Annotated in this window: 14 protein-coding genes and 1 pseudogene; 9 read left to right on the top strand and 6 right to left on the bottom strand. The window is 42.9% G+C overall.

Features of this window, described 5'->3' with window-relative positions; all coding sequences use genetic code 11:
* Window positions 1–115: 115 nt before the first annotated feature.
* Together RMY31_RS20265 and RMY31_RS20260 are read right to left on the bottom strand one after the other, a co-directional pair.
* A complete protein-coding gene (locus RMY31_RS20265) occupies window positions 116–583 on the bottom strand; it encodes a tetratricopeptide repeat protein (protein WP_322658550.1) in 468 nt (155 codons plus the stop codon).
* 4 nt (window positions 584–587) lie between these two features.
* The gene (locus tag RMY31_RS20260) at window positions 588–1,532 is read right to left on the bottom strand and encodes a homogentisate phytyltransferase (RefSeq protein ID WP_322658585.1); all 945 of its coding nucleotides are present in this window, start codon (window positions 1,530–1,532) and stop codon (window positions 588–590) included.
* Between the two features lie 192 nt (window positions 1,533–1,724).
* Here RMY31_RS20260 and bcp point away from each other — a divergent pair, with 192 nt between their 5' ends.
* The 3 genes and pseudogenes from bcp to RMY31_RS20245 all read left to right on the top strand — a co-directional run bounded on the left by bcp (window position 1,725) and on the right by RMY31_RS20245 (window position 4,111).
* On the top strand, window positions 1,725–2,216 hold the full coding sequence (bcp, locus tag RMY31_RS20255) for a thioredoxin-dependent thiol peroxidase (protein ID WP_322658551.1): 492 nt from the start codon (window positions 1,725–1,727) through the stop codon (window positions 2,214–2,216).
* A gap of 98 nt (window positions 2,217–2,314) precedes the next feature.
* Window positions 2,315–2,941 (top strand): annotated as a pseudogene (locus RMY31_RS20250) (type I restriction endonuclease).
* A 3-nt stretch (window positions 2,942–2,944) separates the two neighbouring features.
* Complete coding sequence (locus RMY31_RS20245; RefSeq protein ID WP_322658552.1) at window positions 2,945–4,111, top strand: IscS subfamily cysteine desulfurase; 1,167 nt, start codon at window positions 2,945–2,947, stop codon at window positions 4,109–4,111.
* Between the two features lie 76 nt (window positions 4,112–4,187).
* On the opposite strand, the gene RMY31_RS20240 is transcribed toward RMY31_RS20245, so the two are convergent.
* The 4 genes from RMY31_RS20240 to RMY31_RS20225 form a co-directional block, all read right to left on the bottom strand.
* Entirely contained in the window at window positions 4,188–5,234 is a 1,047-nt protein-coding gene (locus tag RMY31_RS20240; protein WP_322658553.1) for a cyanophycinase, read from the bottom strand.
* Between the two features lie 162 nt (window positions 5,235–5,396).
* Window positions 5,397–6,587: a glycosyltransferase family 4 protein gene (locus RMY31_RS20235; protein WP_322658554.1), complete on the bottom strand. Its 1,191-nt coding sequence runs from the start codon at window positions 6,585–6,587 to the stop codon at window positions 5,397–5,399.
* A gap of 434 nt (window positions 6,588–7,021) precedes the next feature.
* Window positions 7,022–8,833 carry a translation elongation factor 4 gene (gene lepA / locus RMY31_RS20230; protein WP_322658555.1) on the bottom strand — a complete coding sequence of 604 codons (1,812 nt, stop codon included), beginning with the start codon at window positions 8,831–8,833 and terminating at the stop codon, window positions 7,022–7,024.
* A 242-nt stretch (window positions 8,834–9,075) separates the two neighbouring features.
* Window positions 9,076–9,234, bottom strand: coding sequence for a hypothetical protein (locus RMY31_RS20225; protein WP_322658556.1), 159 nt, complete (start codon window positions 9,232–9,234; stop codon window positions 9,076–9,078).
* Window positions 9,235–9,597: 363 nt separating this feature from the next.
* Between RMY31_RS20225 and RMY31_RS20220 the strand changes: the two genes are divergently transcribed.
* The 6 genes from RMY31_RS20220 to RMY31_RS20195 all read left to right on the top strand — a co-directional run bounded on the left by RMY31_RS20220 (window position 9,598) and on the right by RMY31_RS20195 (window position 16,237).
* Entirely contained in the window at window positions 9,598–9,834 is a 237-nt protein-coding gene (locus RMY31_RS20220; RefSeq protein ID WP_322658557.1) for a hypothetical protein, read from the top strand.
* 174 nt (window positions 9,835–10,008) lie between these two features.
* Window positions 10,009–11,775 (top strand): ATP-binding protein, encoded by a 1,767-nt coding sequence (locus RMY31_RS20215; RefSeq protein WP_322658558.1) that lies wholly within the window; start codon window positions 10,009–10,011, stop codon window positions 11,773–11,775.
* Window positions 11,776–12,030: 255 nt separating this feature from the next.
* Entirely contained in the window at window positions 12,031–12,261 is a 231-nt protein-coding gene (locus RMY31_RS20210; RefSeq protein WP_322658559.1) for a NifU family protein, read from the top strand.
* Between the two features lie 58 nt (window positions 12,262–12,319).
* On the top strand, window positions 12,320–12,490 hold the full coding sequence (locus RMY31_RS20205) for a hypothetical protein (protein ID WP_409878125.1): 171 nt from the start codon (window positions 12,320–12,322) through the stop codon (window positions 12,488–12,490).
* 178 nt (window positions 12,491–12,668) lie between these two features.
* On the top strand, window positions 12,669–14,903 hold the full coding sequence (locus RMY31_RS20200) for a glycoside hydrolase (protein WP_322658560.1): 2,235 nt from the start codon (window positions 12,669–12,671) through the stop codon (window positions 14,901–14,903).
* Window positions 14,904–15,145: 242 nt separating this feature from the next.
* Window positions 15,146–16,237: a serine/threonine-protein kinase gene (locus RMY31_RS20195; RefSeq protein WP_322658561.1), complete on the top strand. Its 1,092-nt coding sequence runs from the start codon at window positions 15,146–15,148 to the stop codon at window positions 16,235–16,237.
* The last annotated feature ends 166 nt before the right edge of the window (window positions 16,238–16,403 follow it).

The following is a 16,403-nucleotide window of genomic DNA, read 5'->3' as shown; positions in this document are numbered from 1 at the left end:
GATTAACTAGCTTAAAAGAGTATATTTTTTGTTTTATACTACTCCCCAAAAGCGAGGATTGAAGTATTCAATAATGATTAGAACATTCTCTACGCTATTCCTGAAGCTTTTCAAATCAACTTGACCTCCCGTTTATTTGTTCTAATAGTTGAGCAATCTTTTGAGCTTTATTTGGTTGGCGTTGTTTTTGCAATAACTCTTGAGCTTTTTGAAGATTAGTTTTAGCTTCTTCTTTTTGGTTTTCCTGCATTAAAATGTTTGCCATACGCAAGTAGGCATCAGGATTTTTAGGACTGCGTCGAATTACTTCACTAAATAATTCCTTTGCTTGCTGAACTTTGCCTTGCTGATTTAAAACATCTCCTAACAACAAGCGAACAACATCATTTGTAGAGTTGATAGAAATCACTTTGCGAAAAGCTGCTTCTGCACCTTCATAGTCTTGTTGCTGATAAAGATTGATTCCTTTTTGATAAAAGTCTGAAGTAATCAAGGTTTTCCAAGCAAAATAACCGAGAATAGCAATACTGGTACTTACTACGGCGATCGCCAGAATATCAGTTACTTGAAAAGTGTCTATCATTGTGTTAAGCCAAAAGACAGGCAGCAGGGAACATCAGATATTCTAGAAAAAATAGTTTCCAGATGAATTGGTAGAACTGAGCGATCGCAGTTTTATCTTGCAAGTCTACAACTAAACTCCGCGTCCACATCCAACACAGCACTACCAAGTGAGTAATCACGAGAAATGCTGAATTAACTGAAGCTAGCCGTATAGCACCAACTAAAATCATTGCCAAGTAGCAGACAGTTAGTACCCAAAGAGCCAAATTAAACACGGCTTGCGGTCCGAGTTGAATAGTGAAAGTAGTGATATTGTACAGGCGATCGCCTTCCAGATCGGGGATATCTTTAAAGATAGCGATCGCAAACGTAAATACCAAAATAAATATTGTTAGCACCCAAACTGTCAAAGGAATTAGTTGGCTTTTTTGCAGTACCCAATTAAAGTGCAGAAATAGTCCTAAATTCACAATTGTGCCGCGCACTGAAAAAATACATAGTGCTGCCCAAAATGGGAACTGCTTCAAGCGAATTGGTGGTAATGAATAAGCTGTACCAATTGCTAGGCTCAAAGCCACCATACCAAATAAAAAAGGCCCAGTTAGCCATGCTACAACTAGCGCCAAAATTCCAGTAATAATGACAATTAATCGCCCTTGCGCTTTAGAAAATTCTCCTGATGCTAGCGGTAAATGAGGTTTATTAATCTTGTCAATATCAACATCTTCCAGTTGATTTAACCCCACAATGTAAACATTGCCACACAAACAGGCAATCCATGCACCCAAAAGTGAAACTAATTGAATATTAGAAAACTCTGTCTTAGAAAGGGCAATAGCAACTAAATATAAACCCAATACACTCAGACTCGTGCCAATAATTGTGTGAGGGCGGGAAAACTTCCAAAAAGCATAAAGGTATGATTGAAAGGGTTTACGTCGTAAAGGACTTTTATGAGAATGGCTCATGAGTAGCTTAAATCGGTATTCCGGTTTGCTGTTACTCATTGTCACAGAATTTGTGCCATTCACCAGAGCTATCAGTCTAAACGCCTGATTCTTCACTGGTAATTACATGCGATCGCCCAATCTGGATAAAATTTGAAGGCGATGTCTAGCGACAAGCTGCTTTGCATCTACGCAATCTTTACATACCCCATCATGAGTAACATTCCCGAGGCTGGACAAAAAGCGCCTGATTTCTCTACTCCTAACCAAAATGACAACCTAGTCAGTCTGGATGATTTTGGCGAACAGTGGGTTATCCTCTATTTCTACCCCAAAGATGACACCCCTGGTTGTACCACAGAAGCGCAAGACTTTACCGAGTTACATCAAGAATTCAGCGCTCTGGGAGCGACAATTTTAGGTGTGAGTCCAGATTCGGGTAAATCCCATTGTAAATTTATTGACAAACATAACTTATCAATCACCTTGTTGAGTGACCCGGAACATCTGCTAACAGAAAGTTATGGTGCTTGGCGACTAAAAAAGTTTATGGGTAAAGAATATATGGGTGTTGTTCGCTCAACCTTCTTGGTTTCACCTGATAGAATCATTGCTTATGCTTGGCCTAACGTGAAGGTCAAAGGTCATGCTCAAGCAGTTTTAACTAAATTACGGGAATTAGTACACACCTCAAGTCCCAAGTGAAAGGACTGATAATTCTCGAATGATTAGGATATAGATTTAGAAACTGCCAGCGCTATCATCGAAGTAAGGAATCAGACTTTTCGCAAGTTGAAATAAACATGGTTCAATTCATCCAAGCACAAAATATCGGGCTTGCCTATCTGGAAGAAAGATTTGGTCTACAGCTTGCTGAAGATGAGACATTTTTCCTAGAATGGCTTGAAAGCCTACCAGAAATTACAGATTTAGAAAAGCAATATTTAGATAGAGTTAAAACTAATTTTCTCAGATTGGTAAAACGCCCACCAATCTTAGAGAATGCAGTAAAAATGGTAGTTGTGTCTCCATTATTAGATTTAGCAGGATTTTATCGGGAGCCATTTTTTATCACTACTGAAGAGTCTATAGAACTTGCTTTGGAAGATGAAGAAGAAATTGTTAGAGGGCGCATTGACGTTTTAATTATTTAAGAACAACTATGGTTGTTAGTAATTGAATCTAAAAGGGCTAGTTTTTCTCTTTTAGAAGCTATACCCCAGGCACTAGGTTATATACTGGCTAATCCCAATCCAGAAAAACCCGTATTTGGATGTGTGACAAGTGGAGAAGATTTTCAATTTATCAAGCTAATAAATCAAGATAAACCTGAGTATGCTTTGTCTGATAAATTTACTTTATCCAGAAGAGGAAATGAATTACATCAGGTTCTAAGTATCTTAAAAAAATTAAGTCAAGTTTTGAGTTAATTTATGTCTACTCGCCCTATATATCTCGATTGTCATGCTACTACACCTGTAGATGAACGGGTAGTAGCAGCAATGCTACCCTACTTCACAGAACGTTTTGGCAATCCATCTAGTATTAGTCATGTTTACGGCTGGGAAGCAGAAGCTGCTGTTAAACAAACACGAGAAATATTAGCAACAGCAATTAATGCTACTCCAGAAGAAATTGTTTTCACTAGTGGCGCAACTGAAGCAAATAATTTAGCGATTAAAGGTGTTGCAGAGGCTTATTTTCAAAAAGGACAACATATTATTACTGTTGCTACTGAACATAGCGCAGTTCTTGACCCTTGCAAATATTTAAAAACCCTCGGTTTTGAAATCACTATACTTCCAGTTCAAAAAGATGGACTGATTGATTTAACTAAATTAGAAAAAGCTTTCCGTCCTGAAACGATTTTGGTGTCAGTGATGGCTGCAAATAATGAAATTGGTGTTTTGCAGGCTTTGGCAGAAATTGGAGAAATGTGCCGCGATCGCAATATCATTTTTCACACAGATGCAGCTCAAGCTATTGGCAAAATTCCCCTCGACGTGCAGGCAATGAAAATTGACTTGATGTCGCTGACTGCACATAAAGTATACGGCCCCAAAGGCATCGGGGCGCTGTACGTTCGCAGGCGCAATCCCAGAGTGCAACTTGCTCCCCAGCAACATGGTGGCGGACACGAACGGGGGATGCGTTCTGGTACTTTATATACACCGCAAATTGTCGGCTTTGGCAAAGCTGTAGAAATAGCTTTGGCAGAACAGACAATAGAAAACCAACGCCTCACCGAACTCAGGCAAAGATTGCGATCGCAGCTTTCCCAATTAGAAGGAATTCACCTCAACGGACATCCTACCCAACGACTGGCGGGAAATTTGAATATCAGCGTTGAAGGTGTAGATGGGGCCGCATTGTTGTTAGGATTGCAGCCAGTTATGGCAGTATCTTCTGGTTCTGCTTGTTCCTCGGCTACCACAGCGCCTTCCCATGTCCTCACAGCACTGGGACATTCAGAAAAACTAGCTTATGCCTCAGTACGGTTTGGCATTGGACGGTTTAATACCTCAGAGGAGATTGATATTGTAGCTAAACATGCGATCGCTACTATTCAAAGTTTACGCAAGCAGACAACCCTGGTGTAGAAGAGATAGGGACGCGGGGACAAGGGGACAAGGAGAAGAACTCCTGACCACTGACCACTGACCACTGACAACTGACTCAATATGGATCTGAATCAAACCGTCCCCTCTTAACGCTGCGACGATAGTATCCTGTCGTCGGTCTATTTTTTAGATCGAATGTATCGCCACGGGGAACTCTCCAAATCTTGTAGTCATGATATGTCAAAGGAGTTCGAGGTTCGCATACTTCTGGTGGATGATCGCCAAGTACAAAATATGCGGCACCCCTGCCCGTAACTTTTGCTAGACCGTTTCTATCCACAACAACCGATGTTTCTTCGCTAATAGCTATACCTAAAACGCTTTTAGATACACCATCTTTAATCTGACGGGCAATAAAAGCCATAATTCGACCCATTCTTTTACGCCTGTCGAAGTGGGTATCTACGATGGTTCCGTGGAGATTTCTCCATCTAAAAAAGTTGTAAGTAAAAGTAATGTCTTGGTAGGGATCTTCCAGTGCATTCCTAGTTTCAATGCCTTCTTCGGAAGAAGCACAAGCATCGTAGATGTATTCACTCTGGATCATTGCACCTGCACTAGTGCCACCAATACCACCCCCTCTGGCATAAACTGACTTGACAGCTTCCTCTAGTTTGGTATCTTTCCAACTGCGGATGTACTGACATTGGTCGCCACCAGCAAAGAAAACCACATCAGTATTTGCGACTTTCTCAACAATCTCCACTTTGTTTGCATCATTGCGATTGCTAATAATCAGCGTCTTCACAGAGTTGACACCCTTCATGTCAGAAATTAGCCGATTGTAATCGTGATTGCCATAAGTGCGGATAACTACAACATCAACTTTGGTAGCGCTGTGAGTACCTCCCCTAACTTGGTTAATCATCCATTGGATACCCTCCTCTACATCAGGACCACCCCCACCCAAGCTAATGGCAGGCCCAGCTAAGGCGGGACGAACAGTCTCAGGCAAGGGATAACGAAAATCGGCAGTGTCGCCCCCCAGGAAGTAGCGTTTCAAGTCTGCTATAAAATCGCCGATGAAGACAACTACCATCCTCAACAACTTGGTTCCGACAGTCTTCAAGCGCTTTCCTATATTTGGTAATGCGTTTGTCATACTAAACTTCTGGTGCAAACTGCAATTATTGCTAACTTTCGCACCAGATAAGGTAAAATTTCCAGCGTACAGAGGTTGTACTGTTTATTAACGCAAAATAACGCAGAATAATCATTAATTATCTGCGTTATTGTGTTAGAATTTTTGGTTTTATTGTAAGTGTTAAAGCCACACAATTTGCGCTCGCTCTTGCACAACTCGGTGATAAACTTTCTCTGTTTGCTCGGCTAATTTCGGCCAGCTAAAGCGTCGCTTCAAATCTTCATAGGCATTATCAATCAGCCATTGCCGATAATCGGGATTTTTCAAAACTTCTAAAATTCCCCAAGCAAGGGAATCAGCATTATTTACCCAAGTAACAATACCTGTTTTGGTGTGTTGGACTACTTCTGGAAAACCTCCTGTATTGGAAACTACCACAGGAACGCGAGAAGCAAAGCTTTCTAAAGCCACAATTCCAAAAGGTTCGTAAAAACTGGGAAACACCGCACAGTCAGCAACAGTTTGGAATTTATCTAAATATTCATCGGAGAGAAAGCCGGTAAAATAGCATTTATGCCAAATTCCTAAATCCCAAGCTTGACGCTTGAGATGATCGGTATTGCCACCACCAACAATTACAAATTTAACGTTACCCCCCATTTCCCAAAGCACTTTCGGAGCAGCATTGAGTAATAAAGGTACACCTTTTTCATAGGTCATGCGACCGACGTAGTAAACGATTTTTTCATTGTCTTCGGCAAATTGGCAGCGAAAATCTTGAGCATGAAAATCTTCGTGGTGCTTTTTCTTTTCGGCGCGGATACCGTTATAAATAACATCAATTTTGTTCCCAGGACTGTGCAGCGCTCGTTGTACTTCCTGCCGCATATAATCGCTACAAACGATAATCCGCCAAGCGTTGTAAGCAAGTAAGTTTTCTTTGTTACTAATATAATATTGAGTCTCAGTGTGAATGCCGTTATAACGTCCGTATTCAGTAGCGTGGATGGTGGCAATTAAAGGAATTTTGAAGTTATGCTTAAGGGCGATCGCTGCATCTCCAACTAACCAATCATGAGCATGAATTAAATCAAACGGGCCTTCCTCCAAGATTAACTTGCCCCCGTGATGTCCCATACTCTGGTTCAGATTGACAACCCAGTGAAAGAAATCGTTGCTATATCCCACTGGCACCCGATGCACATGTATTCCCTCAACTACCTCGTACATTGATGCCTGACCAAACTCTGCGGTAATCAGGTGAATTTCATGTCCTAGCTTCACGAGTTCCGGGTACAACTCTGCGACATGACGTGCAATTCCCCCAACTATCCTTGGTGGAAACTCCCAACTCAGTACCAGTACCTTCATATACTAAAACTCTCCGCTACTTTTATAAATATCTAAAAAACTACATTTATCTAAAAATACAAGGGTGGCAATTGCAGTGAGTAAATTTACGAAAACTTTTAGATTTTTTAACAGTTTTTTTGATAAAGCTGATTAAAAGGTTATCAAGGCTGAGGAAATCAGCAAAGACCATATGAAACATCTCAGAAGATTAACCTAAAAATGCCAAATTTCAAGGAAGTATCATACCCCTTGATGAAGAGCAGGGGAGGCAGAGGGAGATGAGGGGACAAGGAGGACAAGGGAGACAAGGGAAAGAATAATAACTCCTGCCTTCTGCCTCCTGCCTCCTACCTTTTAATAACTCACAGCAATTAAATGAATAGGGAGTGGGGAAGAAAAATTCCTATTCCCTACTCCCTATGAGTTAGCTGTAGACAATACCCGCTGTCAAATTAAGTTTGATCCAAACGCAGTACTGCCATAAAAGCTTCCTGCGGTACATCCACCGTGCCCACAGATTTCATGCGTTTTTTACCTTTTGCCTGCTTCTGTAAGAGTTTCTTTTTGCGGCTGATGTCGCCCCCGTAGCACTTGGCAAGCACGTCTTTCCGTAAGGCGGGGATGTGTTCGCTGGCAATCACTTTACTGCCAATGGATGCCTGAATTGGCACTTTGAATTGATGCCGGGGAATTAGTTCTTTGAGTTTTTCTGCCATTGACCGCCCCACATTGTAAGCTTTATCCCGGTGGACAATCATCGCCAAAGAATCAACGGGATCGCCGTTAATCATAATATCCAGCTTCACCAGAGGATTTTCGCGGTAGCCGATGAGATGATATTCCATGCTGGCATAACCGCGCGATCGCGACTTCATTTGGTCGAAAAAGTCGGTGACGACTTCCGCCAAGGGTAGCTCATAAGTGAGTGTAGTTCGTCCTTGGGTGAGATATTTCATATCTTTGAAGATGCCACGCCGATTCTGCGACAACTCCATCAATGTGCCGACGTATGTTTCCGGCGTAATCATCTCTACCTGGACGTAGGGTTCTTCAATTTTCTCGCGATCGTTGGGTGCAGGTAAGTGGCTAGGATTATCAATGTACAGTTCCTCACCCTTATTAGTTATGACTTTATAAACTACTGAAGGGGCTGTAATAATTAAATCAAGGTCATACTCTCGCTCTAGACGTTCTTGCACAATTTCCATGTGCAGTAAGCCCAAGAATCCACAGCGGAAGCCAAACCCCATGGCGCTAGAAGTTTCTGGTTCGTAGTGTAGCGCTGCATCGTTAAGACTGAGCTTTTCTAGGGCTTCCCGCAAATCTTCAAATTGGTCGGCATCGATAGGAAACATCCCACAAAAAACCATCGGGTTCGCTTCTGTATAACCAGGTAAGGGTTCTGCTGCTTTGGCTTTACTTAGGGTAATTGTGTCTCCCACCCTAGCATCAGCTACAGCTTTAATCGCCGCTGCCAAATAGCCTACTTCCCCGGCATGTAGTTCGTCTACTTGCTTTTGAGTAGGAGAGAGAATGCCCAACTCGTCAATTTCGTATTCTTTACCAGATACCATCAGATAGACGCGATCGCCTTTTTTCAAAGTGCCATCCATCACCCGAAAATAGACAATCACACCTCGGTAACTATCGTAGTAGCTATCAAAAATTAATGCGCGTAAGCGTTCATCTATTGTGTTTTGTGGTGGAGGTACGCGCTCCACAACTGCTTCTAAAATCTCATCAATGCCAATTCCCTCTTTAGCAGAGGCCAGAATAGCACCGCTGCAATCTAAACCGATAATTTCTTCAATTTCGCTGATTACCCGGTCTGGTTCCGCCCCAGGCAAATCGATTTTATTTAAAACCGGGATAATTTCCAGGTTATGTTCGAGAGCTAAATATACATTCGCCAAAGTTTGCGCCTCGACACCTTGAGACGCATCCACTACCAACAGCGCCCCTTCACAAGCGACAAGACTGCGCGACACTTCGTAAGAAAAGTCCACATGGCCAGGCGTATCGATTAAGTTCAGCACATACTGCTGACCATCTTTTGCTGTATAGTTCATCCGGGCAGCTTGCAGCTTAATTGTAATGCCGCGCTCCCGTTCTAGATCCATGTTGTCGAGAAACTGTTCCTTCATCTGCCGCTCGTCAACAGTGCCAGTGGCTTGCAGTAAGCGATCGGCCAGGGTTGATTTCCCATGATCGATGTGAGCAATAATACAAAAATTGCGAATGCGAACTGCGGGAACGTCAGTCATATACTATCTTTGCTGAAGCAGCAACCAAAGGTTTAAAGAGCAATTTACTTAATGTATTTTAATGCTTTATTAGTCAAGATGCTGCTATTGGGCATTGATGACTAATGAACGCCATTTGCCTCAACAGAGGGAACCTCCGCACAGCGCTGACTCCATAACGCACTGGCTCCTGATGACCGATGACTGGGGAAATGGGGGACAAGGAAGAACTACTGACCCCTTCGGGTGATGCTCCTGCGAAGCTAGTGCTTCGCTAACGCCAGTCGCTCATGGGGAGCCAGTGCGTTGCGGTGAGCAGTCCGTTGGGCGGCTTCGCCGACTTGAAGGAACTGCGAACCCGAAGGGGGGTTCCCCCCGTTAAAGCAAGTGGCGTGGAAACCCCCAAGACCGCGCTGGCTCACCACTGACCACTCAAGTAGACTTTTAAAAATATATAAAGTCTATATATAAAGTCTATTTTTACCTGATGGTATTGCTCAAGCAGGGGCGTACAATAAATATATATAAGTACATAGTGTAGATATCGTGGGCAGTTACACCTCGTAATTGCCCGGAACTACTGATTTACTGACAAAACTTCTAGAGAGCTACTGTATAGCGAGTTCTATGAAAATTAACACTTGAAACCTGACCTTGTTATTTTGGTACGATTTCGGGGAACTATGTAATTGTGACCTTTAAAACTTGTCAGTAAATAAACCCGAACCATGAATAGAACTACTTTACAAAGCTTTTGAAAAAGCAACCTCTGAGTATATAAACCTATGAATATGAAAGAGAAAGCTACCGATGCGGAGCAAAGACGAGCCGATAAGGTAGAAATTGCTGTCCGCCTAGATTCGGAGTTATTGGAGCAAATTCAGCATTTAACCAATGACCCCAGTAAAGTGATTGAGGTAGCGATCCGGCAATGGTTGCGGGGTGATGTTCCTAGAGATGATGAACTGACACGTACCCCTCACCGCACCCCTATTCCACCTAGGGGAGAATGGAACGATTGACATCCATAAATAAGCTGTAAAAAGAAAATAAACAAATGTGAAGTTTGTCAATCTGGATTCCAAATCAGCCAAAATACCAATGTATGTTTGTCAAAGCTGTAACATTTTATGCCAAACTTTTAACAGCTTTAAAAAAACTGTTTTGAGTTGCTATTTGTCTATCCAACTCGATTAATGACTATTACTGCCAATTCCCAATTGCCAAACTTATTTCCCCAAAATCTGGAATATTTCAATAGTAAGAGCGATGGCTCATTATCAACTCTCGGAGCGGAGTTGGTGTACACGCAAGATGGGGCAGGACGCTATCTGACCTTTCACTGGCAGCAAAGCGAACTGTTGGGGTTAAACTCTGAGCAAATAGTTAATGAGGGCGATGAGAATGAAACTTTTGCCCCAGTGGATAAGGTTGCCTATTTGGAACGGTTGCACCGAATTTTGACCAGTTTGGTGCCGGAAAAGTTTCAGTGCTGGTTTAGCTGCCACCAAGAGTTATTCGAGTTGGAATTGTTGATTTGCCCAATAATGCCGCAATTGGGAACAGCTACTACTACAGTTTTGGTAATGGGACGGCTATTGCAAGCAACAGTCAACAAAAAAGAAGTGAATGTGGTATCAAAACCATGCACACAGGTAGAGTTGGCTTTACGTTCACAGCAACATCAAAAGCTTGTCAATCAAATTACCAGAAATATTCGGCGCACATTGGATTTGGATATCATTTGGCAACAAACAGTAGACAGTTTGGGGAAAGCACTGCGGCTAGAGCGCTGTATTATTTGTCCATACCAGCCTTCTAGCTCGAGAGTGCGGGTGATAGCAGAGTATCATCAGCCAGCTTGTAGTAGCTCAATGCTTGGCGAAGAAATAGATGTAACTTCTAAGCCAGCCTTTGCTCAAGCATTGGCAACCCTAGAACCAATTGTGATGGAGGTATCTGAGTGTAGTTTGTGTCCGCAGCAGAAAATGTTGGTGGTAGCTACATGCTATAAAGACCAAGCCAATGGATTAATTGCTATAACTCTGCGAGATGAATGCTGCCCGTTGACAGGTGCAGAACTTGAGATAGCAAAAGAAGTAGCAGATCAGTTAGGAACTGCGATCGCCCATGCTACTTTATATAAAGAATTAGAAGCAGCGCGTCAAAAAGCCGAAGAAGCCTCACGCCTCAAAAGTGAATTTCTGGCCAATGTATCTCATGAAATTCGCACCCCTCTCAACGGCATGATCGGATTTTTGAAGCTGATTTTAGAGGGCATGGCAGATGACCCAGAAGAACAGAATCAATTTTTGCTAGAAGCTCACCAATTATCAATACACCTGCTAAACATCATCAACGACATCTTAGACATAGCCAAAATCGAAGCAGGTAAAATGGAGTTAGCTTGCGCTCCAGTCAAGCTAGATGAGCTATTCGGTGATGTAGAAAGTTTCATGCGTCCCCAAGCAGAGATGAAAAAACTCAGCTTCCGGATGCAATTGCCTCCCACCTCTGATGAAATTATTGTCCAAGGCAATTACCAACGATTGCTACAAGTTATGCTCAACTTGGTGAACAATGCCATTAAATTTACTCAAGAAGGGGGCATCACTATCAGCGCCGATTTAGTACTGAAAAAAGCAAAATTTCAGGAACAGCAATTTCCAGGAATGGTGAGAGTCAGGGTGGCAGACACTGGTATCGGTGTTTCCTTGGATAAACAAGATAAATTATTTCAATTATTCTCTCAGGTAGATGGCTCTCGTACTCGCCAGTACGGTGGTACGGGTTTAGGATTGGCAATATCCCAGAAGCTAGTAGAGGCAATGGGTGGTGAAGTGCATTTTTATAGTCTTGGTGAAGGACTTGGTTCAACAGTCATATTCTCAGTACCTCTTTATCAACAACCAGTAGTGCTTTTATCTAGTGACAACGACTTATCAAATAGTGCTGAGTGCTGAATCACCAAAGTTTGCCCAGAGGGAAACCCTCACATGTCGTACAAGAGTATATAAATGGACAACGTTCCAAAATTGAGTATAGCTACTCTAATATAAGACTGCTAGAACCAGCAGCGGTTTATTCATGAGTCATGAACACATGACTCTCAAGCTCCCAAACTTGACACACAACACAATCTAGCAGCAATTGGATCTAGGATTGAGTTAACAAGCTATTGAATATAAAGATTTTTCAGCCGAAAGAGGACTTAAACCATGGAACTGACACTTGAAAACGTCGAAACTGTCTTAGATGAAATGCGCCCTTATCTGATATCTGATGGCGGTAATGTGGAAGTTGTAGAACTTGATGGCCCTGTAGTCAAACTACGTTTGCAAGGTGCTTGTGGTTCTTGCCCGAGTTCTACAATGACCCTGAGAATGGGCATTGAACGCCGCCTGAAGGAATTGATTCCTGAAATTGGAGAAGTCGAGCAAGTAATCTAGGGACTGGGGACTGGTGACTGGGGACTGAGGACTGGGGACTAGGAAAGACAGGGAAAAGGTGAGACCAGTGCTGCGAAGAGAAGTGCCTTGCGTGGGTTTCCAAGACACTCCGTTGGGGAGGCAGTACGTTGCGGAGGTTCCCCCCGTTGAAGTAACTGCCGTCGGCTTTACCGACTTGAAGAAAGTGCCGTCGCGTCGTGGCAACTTCGGGGAGGGTTTCCCTCGGTAGATAACTGGCGTTAGCGTAGCGGTAGCGACAAAGAAGCGTCGCCCAAAGGGTTAAAAGTTAAAGGGCAAAGGGATGGTTCTTCCTTTTTCCCCTTTCCCCTTTCCTTTTCCCCAATTCCTAATCCTAATCCCCAATCTCTAATCCCCACTCCCTAATACCCAATACCCAATCACCTTCTATGTCCCATCCACTCTACGTTGCGTTTATCTGGCATCAACATCAGCCGCTGTACAAATCTCCTGACAGCGGCATTTCGCTTTCTTCTAGTCAACATTACCGCTTGCCTTGGGTACGGTTGCATGGCACTAAGGATTATTTGGATCTGGTATTAATCCTGGAGCGGTATCCCAAGTTACACCAAACGGTGAATTTGGTACCATCCCTGATGTTACAAATAGAAGATTATATTGCTGGCACTGCTTTTGACCCTTACCTCACAGCTAGCTTGACACCCGTTGAACAACTAACTCAGCAACAACGGGAATTTATTATCCAACACTTTTTTGATGCCAATCACCATACTCTAATCGATCCCCATCCCCGCTATGCCCAGTTGTATCAGCAAAAGCAGGAAAAGGGGCAATCTTGGTGTTTGGCAAATTGGCAATTGCCAGATTATAGCGATTTGCTCGCTTGGCATAATCTAGCTTGGATCGATCCTCTGTTTTGGGACGATCCGGAAATTGCAGCTTGGTTAAAACAAGGTCGAAATTTTACTTTAAGCGATCGCCAGCGGATTTATTCCAAACAGCGCGAAATCCTCAGTCGCATCATCCCCCAACATCGCAAAATGCAAGCAGCGGGGCAGCTAGAGGTTACTACCACGCCCTACACCCACCCAATTTTGCCTTTGCTAGCTGATACCAACTCTGGACGTGTAGCTGTGCCAAATATGACGCTACCTAACTCCAGATTTCGGTGGTCGGAAGACATTCCCCGCCACTTGCGGAAAGCTTGGGAATTATATAGAGAGCGCTTTGGGCAGGAACCGCGCGGTCTGTGGCCTTCAGAACAATCAGTAAGTCCTGAAATATTGCCATATATTATTAAACAAGGATTTCAGTGGATTTGCTCGGATGAAGCCGTCTTAGGTTGGACGCTAAAACACTTCTTCCATCGAGATGGGGCAGGGAACGTCCAAGAGCCAGAATTACTGTACCGACCGTACCACCTGGAAACACCAGCAGGTGATTTGGCAATTGTCTTTCGCGACCACAGATTATCGGATTTGATTGGCTTTACTTACGGGGCGATGCCACCAAAACAGGCGGCTGCAGACTTAGTGGGACACCTACAAGCGATCGCCAAAAAGCAAAGAGAATGCCCCAGCGAACAACCTTGGTTAGTTACCATCGCCTTAGATGGAGAGAATTGCTGGGAATTTTATCAGCAAGACGGCAAACCTTTCCTAGAAGCGTTGTATCAAAGCTTAAGCAACGAACCCCACCTGAAACTCGTCACCGTCTCCGAATTTCTCCAACAATTTCCACCCACAGCCACCATCCCCGGAGGGCAACTGCATAGCGGTTCTTGGGTTGATGGTAGCTTCACTACCTGGATTGGCGACCCCGCCAAAAATCGTGCTTGGGACTACCTGACACAAGCCAGGATTACCCTAGCAAATCATCCCGAAGCCACAGAAGAAAACAACCCAGCAGCTTGGGAAGCTTTGTACGCCGCAGAAGGTTCTGATTGGTTCTGGTGGTTTGGTGAAGGTCATTCCTCAAATCAAGATGCCATCTTTGACCAATTGTTTCGAGAACACCTGTTTGGCATTTACAAAGCTTTAAATGAACCTGTACCGCCCTATCTCAGGCAAGCAGTGGAGGTTCACGAAGCAAGAGCCGACCATAGGCCCGAAGGGTTTATTCATCCCGTTATTGATGGTAAAGGTGATGAACAGGACTGGGACAAAGCTGGGCGCATAGAAATTGGCGGGGCGCGAGGGACGATGCACAATAGCAGTGTCATCCAGCGACTTTGGTATGGGGTCGATCACCTAAATTTCTATTTGCGAGTGGACTTTAAAAGTGGCGTTGCGCCAGGAAAGGATTTACCACCAGAGTTGAATCTGCTATGGTTCTATCCCAATAAAACAATGCACAACAGCCCAGTTCCCTTAGCAGATGTTCCCGATGCAGCCCCAGTTAATTATCTGTTCCATCACCATCTGGAGATTAATTTGCTAACACAATCGCTGCAATTTCGAGAAGCTGGAGATAATTATCAATGGCATCCCCGTTTTAGCCGCGCTCAAGTAGGTTTAAATACTTGTTTGGAAGTAGCAGTGCCGTGGGCAGATTTACAAGTTCCACCAGATTATCCTCTACGCTTGATTTTGGTTACATCGGATGAAGGGCGTTTTTGCAACTACTTGCCAGAAAATACTTTAATTCCGATTGAAGTACCTTAGAAAGGCTTTAGATGCATAACGACTTGCCACAGGCTAGGGTGAAGGATGAAGAAAAATCAGCTTCATACTTCACCCTTCAGTATGTCCGGATGAATTTACGGTAAAATGTTAAATTTTTTATTTTAAATTTGCTTTTGGATAATAGCAAAGGTCAGGATTTTGCAAAGATGCAGTAATACTACTGCCATTAAAATATATTTGTGGTTAAATTAAAAACACTATCCAGTAGCTGTGCTTGACCGATGAATGTCTCTTCAGGAACGATCGCGAATTTTCGCGAGTACAATTTACAGCAAAATCGGCTTGGTCAGATGTGTGGTTCCAAGCAGTTATTTCGCGATCGCTATGAAATACTGCGAATTTTAGGTAGAGGTGGTTTTGGCATCACTTTTTTAGCTAAAAATGCTGTATTGCCTGGAAATCCCTTGTGTGTCATTAAACAGCTTTGTCCCAAAGTGACTAGTGCCAAAAGCTGGCAAAGTGCATGTCAGCGTTTTGAAAAAGAAGCAAAAACTTTGGCTAAACTCGGTAGCCATTCGCAAATTCCCATGCTACTGGACTACTTTCAAGGGAATGGAGAGTTTTATTTAGTTCAAGAATATATACCGGGTGACACCTTAGCCCGCCAAGTGAAGCGAACAGGCCCTAAAACTGAAGCCGCAGTTAAACAGTTTTTGCAAGAATTACTGCCAGTTTTGCAGTATGTTCATCAAAATCATGTGATTCATCGGGATATTAAGCCCCAAAATTTATTACGTTGTGGAGATGATGGGCGGATAGTACTGATAGATTTTGGCGCGGTGAAAGAAAAATTGGCTGACGCTTGTGAAAACTCACTCCGTAAAACCGCAACTACCAATTTTGTGGGAACGATGGGGTTTGCACCTCCGGAACAGTTTGCTTTACGTCCAGTTTATGCTAGTGATATTTATGCTCTGGGTGTAACTTGTCTTTATTTACTGACTGGCAAAGCACCTTTAGAATTTGAACATGATACTGATACTGGTGAGATATGTTGGCACAAAGAAGTCAATATCAGTGACAGTTTTGCTCAGATTTTGGCAAAAATGTTGAAAATTTCTTTACAAGAGCGTTTTAATACAACTGATGATGTTATCAAGGCTTTAGGTACTCAAAACTATTCACCAACTTTGACTAATTGTTTGACTACCCAACCACTCAGCAGCAATTGTCAAACAAAAGTAGAAAGTCCTGAGATATATGTGCCACCTATAGCCCGAACAGCGATCGCCATTCGCGCACGAAAAGCTAAACTCCAAGAAAATAAGTCGCACCGTCAGTTAAATCATTACTTATCTCAAGTATCAAATTAATGTGGTTGTTGAGGGATGACTGTCAAAGGTATACTCGATTCAATTGCAATTTTTTTGCATAACAAATTACCACAAAATATACTTTTAGTGAGTTTGTTTTATTACGTAGATAAACATTAATAATTCACAAACAATAATTATTACTAAATATCAAGTGACTTTTTAT

This window comes from Dendronalium sp. ChiSLP03b (assembly GCF_034531165.2).
In the GTDB taxonomy this organism is placed as follows: Bacteria; Cyanobacteriota; Cyanobacteriia; order Cyanobacteriales; family Nostocaceae; genus Dendronalium; species Dendronalium minutum.
This window is presented reverse-complemented; position numbering and strand designations above follow the sequence as displayed.

Bases quoted from the DNA above. Each gene is read 5' to 3' on its own strand.
- RMY31_RS20215 (WP_322658558.1), top strand. From the start codon at position 10,009: ATGACTATTACTGCCAATTCCCAATTGCCAAACTTATTTCCCCAAAAT.
- lepA (WP_322658555.1), bottom strand. From the start codon at position 8,833: ATGACTGACGTTCCCGCAGTTCGCATTCGCAATTTTTGTATTATTGCT.
- bcp (WP_322658551.1), top strand. From the start codon at position 1,725: ATGAGTAACATTCCCGAGGCTGGACAAAAAGCGCCTGATTTCTCTACT.
- RMY31_RS20245 (WP_322658552.1), top strand. From the start codon at position 2,945: ATGTCTACTCGCCCTATATATCTCGATTGTCATGCTACTACACCTGTA.
- RMY31_RS20265 (WP_322658550.1), bottom strand. From the start codon at position 583: ATGATAGACACTTTTCAAGTAACTGATATTCTGGCGATCGCCGTAGTA.
- RMY31_RS20220 (WP_322658557.1), top strand. From the start codon at position 9,598: ATGAATATGAAAGAGAAAGCTACCGATGCGGAGCAAAGACGAGCCGAT.
- RMY31_RS20210 (WP_322658559.1), top strand. From the start codon at position 12,031: ATGGAACTGACACTTGAAAACGTCGAAACTGTCTTAGATGAAATGCGC.
- RMY31_RS20260 (WP_322658585.1), bottom strand. From the start codon at position 1,532: ATGAGCCATTCTCATAAAAGTCCTTTACGACGTAAACCCTTTCAATCA.
- RMY31_RS20235 (WP_322658554.1), bottom strand. From the start codon at position 6,587: ATGAAGGTACTGGTACTGAGTTGGGAGTTTCCACCAAGGATAGTTGGG.
- RMY31_RS20195 (WP_322658561.1), top strand. From the start codon at position 15,146: ATGAATGTCTCTTCAGGAACGATCGCGAATTTTCGCGAGTACAATTTA.
- RMY31_RS20200 (WP_322658560.1), top strand. From the start codon at position 12,669: ATGTCCCATCCACTCTACGTTGCGTTTATCTGGCATCAACATCAGCCG.
- RMY31_RS20240 (WP_322658553.1), bottom strand. From the start codon at position 5,234: ATGACAAACGCATTACCAAATATAGGAAAGCGCTTGAAGACTGTCGGA.